At 77.5% G+C, this 2,536-nt stretch carries 1 protein-coding gene; it reads left to right on the top strand.

The annotated features are described in order from the left end of the window. The first annotated feature begins 299 nt into the window (after positions 1-299). Positions 300-2,495: a methylmalonyl-CoA mutase gene (gene scpA, locus HLB09_RS15675; protein WP_344553785.1), complete on the top strand. Its 2,196-nt coding sequence runs from the start codon at positions 300-302 to the stop codon at positions 2,493-2,495. The last annotated feature ends 41 nt before the right edge of the window (positions 2,496-2,536 follow it).

Genomic DNA, 2,536 nt, shown 5'->3' with positions numbered 1-2,536 from the left:
GGGGAGACGTCGACGCGCTGGCCGCCGCGGCCGCGGCGTTGCGCGCCGGCGGGGTGCGCTGGGTGCTCCACGCGGCGGGGGCGACCGGCCTCCGGGACACGGCCCTGCCGGTGGGCGTGGACGACCGCGTCGCCGAGGGCGACGACCTCCTCGCGGTCCTGCACCGCCTCCTCGACGCCGTGGGCGCCCCCTCCGCGGGTGCGGGGCCCGCCGCTCCCGCAGCCGCCGACGGGTCGCCCGCGCACGGTGCACCGTCCGCGACCGCCGACCCGGCGGGTCCCGAGCTGCTCGAGGCGTCCCTGAGGTCCGGCCCGGACGAGGACGCGGGGGCCGGCGACGACGCCGGGGGCGTCGCCCCACCGCCGGCGTGGCGCTCGCCGGAGGGCCTCGACGTCCCTGCGCTGTCCGCGCCGGCCGACCTGGCGGCGCTGCCGGCGTCCGACCGCGCGGCCGTCGCCGGCTACCCGGGCCTGGCGCCGCACCTGCGCGGCCCGTACCCGACGATGTACGCCACCCAGCCGTGGACGGTGCGCCAGTACGCGGGCTTCTCGACGGCGGCGGAGTCCAACGCCTTCTACCGGCGGGCGCTCGCGGCGGGCCAGCGCGGCCTCTCGGTGGCCTTCGACCTCGCGACGCACCGCGGCTACGACTCTGACCACCCGCGCGTGGCGGGCGACGTGGGCATGGCGGGCGTCGCCGTCGACTCCCTCCTCGACGCGCGCGAGCTCTTCGACGGCATCCCGCTCGGCGAGATGAGCGTCTCGATGACGATGAACGGAGCGGTGCTGCCGGTGCTCGCGCTCTACGTCGCGGCGGGGGAGGAGCAGGGCGTCCCGCGCGAGCGCCTCACGGGGACCATCCAGAACGACATCCTCAAGGAGTTCATGGTCCGCAACACCTACATCTACCCGCCGGGGCCCTCGATGGCGGTCGTCTCCGACGTCTTCGCGCACACCTCGGCGCGGATGCCGCGCTTCAACTCGATCTCCATCTCCGGCTACCACCTGCAGGAGGCCGGGGCGACGGCCGACCTCGAGCTGGCCTACACGCTCGCCGACGGCGTCGAGTACCTGCGCGCCGGCGTCGCGGCCGGCCTCGACGTCGACGCCTTCGCGCCGCGGCTGTCCTTCTTCTGGGCCGTCGGCACGAGCTTCCTCACCGAGGTCGCCAAGCTGCGGGCCGCCCGCGTCCTGTGGGCCGAGCTCCTCGAGCAGTTCGGCCCGCGGGACCCGCGCTCCTCGACGCTGCGGGCGCACTGCCAGACCTCGGGCTGGTCGCTGACGGCGCAGGACGTGCAGCTCAACGTCGTGCGCACGTGCGTCGAGGCGATGGCGGCGACGCAGGGCGGCACCCAGTCGCTGCACACGAACGCCCTCGACGAGGCGCTGGCGCTGCCCTCGGACGCGGCGGCGCGCACCGCCCGGGTGACGCAGCTGCTGCTGCAGGAGGAGACGGGCACGACGTCCGTCGTCGACCCCTGGGGCGGGTCGGCGTCGCTGGAGCGGCTCACGAGCGACCTGGCGGCGCGGGCGCGGGCGCACATCGCCGAGGTGGAGGCGGCGGGCGGCATGGCGCGGGCCATCGAGGAGGGCGTGCCGCAGCGGCGCATCGAGGAGGCGGCCGCGCGCACGCAGGCGCGCATCGACGCCCGGCGCCAGCAGGTCGTCGGCGTCAACGTCTTCACCGTCCCGCGCGAGGAGCAGGACGTCGTCGAGGTGCGGCGCGTCGAGGCGGCCGGGGTGCGCGCCCAGCAGGTCGCCAAGCTCGAGCGGCTGCGGGCCGAGCGGGACGCGGGAGCGGTCGCGCAGGCGCTGGGCCGGCTGACGGCGGCGGCGCGCTCGGTCGCGGACGGGACCCGCCGCGGCGGGCCCGACGCCGAGGACGGCAACCTCCTCGCCCTGTCGGTCGAGGCGGCGCGCGCCGGCGCCACGGTGGGGGAGATGTCGGACGCGCTCGAGGAGGTGTTCGGGCGCCACACGGGGGCGGTGAGCACGGTGTCGGGCGTCTACCGGCGGGAGGCGGCGGGAGCCGACGACGAGGGCGCCCGGGCCGTGGAGGAGGTCGCCGCGGACGTCGAGGCCTTCGAGGCCGAGGAGGGCCGCCGGCCGCGCATCCTCGTCGCCAAGATGGGCCAGGACGGCCACGACCGGGGCCAGAAGGTCATCGCCACGGCCTTCGCCGACCTCGGCTTCGACGTCGACGTCGGCCCGCTCTTCTCGACGCCCGAGGAGGTCGCCCGCCAGGCCGTCGAGGCGGACGTCCACGTCGTCGGCGTGTCCTCGCTCGCGGCCGGGCACCTCGTCCTCGTGCCGCAGCTGCGGGCGGCGCTCGCCGCGGAAGGGCGCGAGGACGTCGTCGTCGTGGTCGGCGGCGTCGTGCCGCCGGACGACGTCCCGCGGCTCCTCGAGATGGGTGCCGCGGCCGTCTTCGGGCCGGGCACCGTCATCGCGACCGCGGCGCGCGACCTCCTCGCCGAGCTGCGGGCGCGGCGGTGACGCCCGCTGCTGGCGGGGCCGCCGGCGGGGCCGCCGGCGGG

The sequence above is a fragment of the Pseudokineococcus marinus genome, from assembly GCF_013004605.1.
In the GTDB taxonomy this organism is placed as follows: domain Bacteria; phylum Actinomycetota; class Actinomycetes; order Actinomycetales; family Quadrisphaeraceae; genus Pseudokineococcus; species Pseudokineococcus marinus.
The sequence above is the reverse complement of the archived record's forward strand: the minus strand, read 5'-3'. Positions and strand labels throughout refer to the sequence as shown.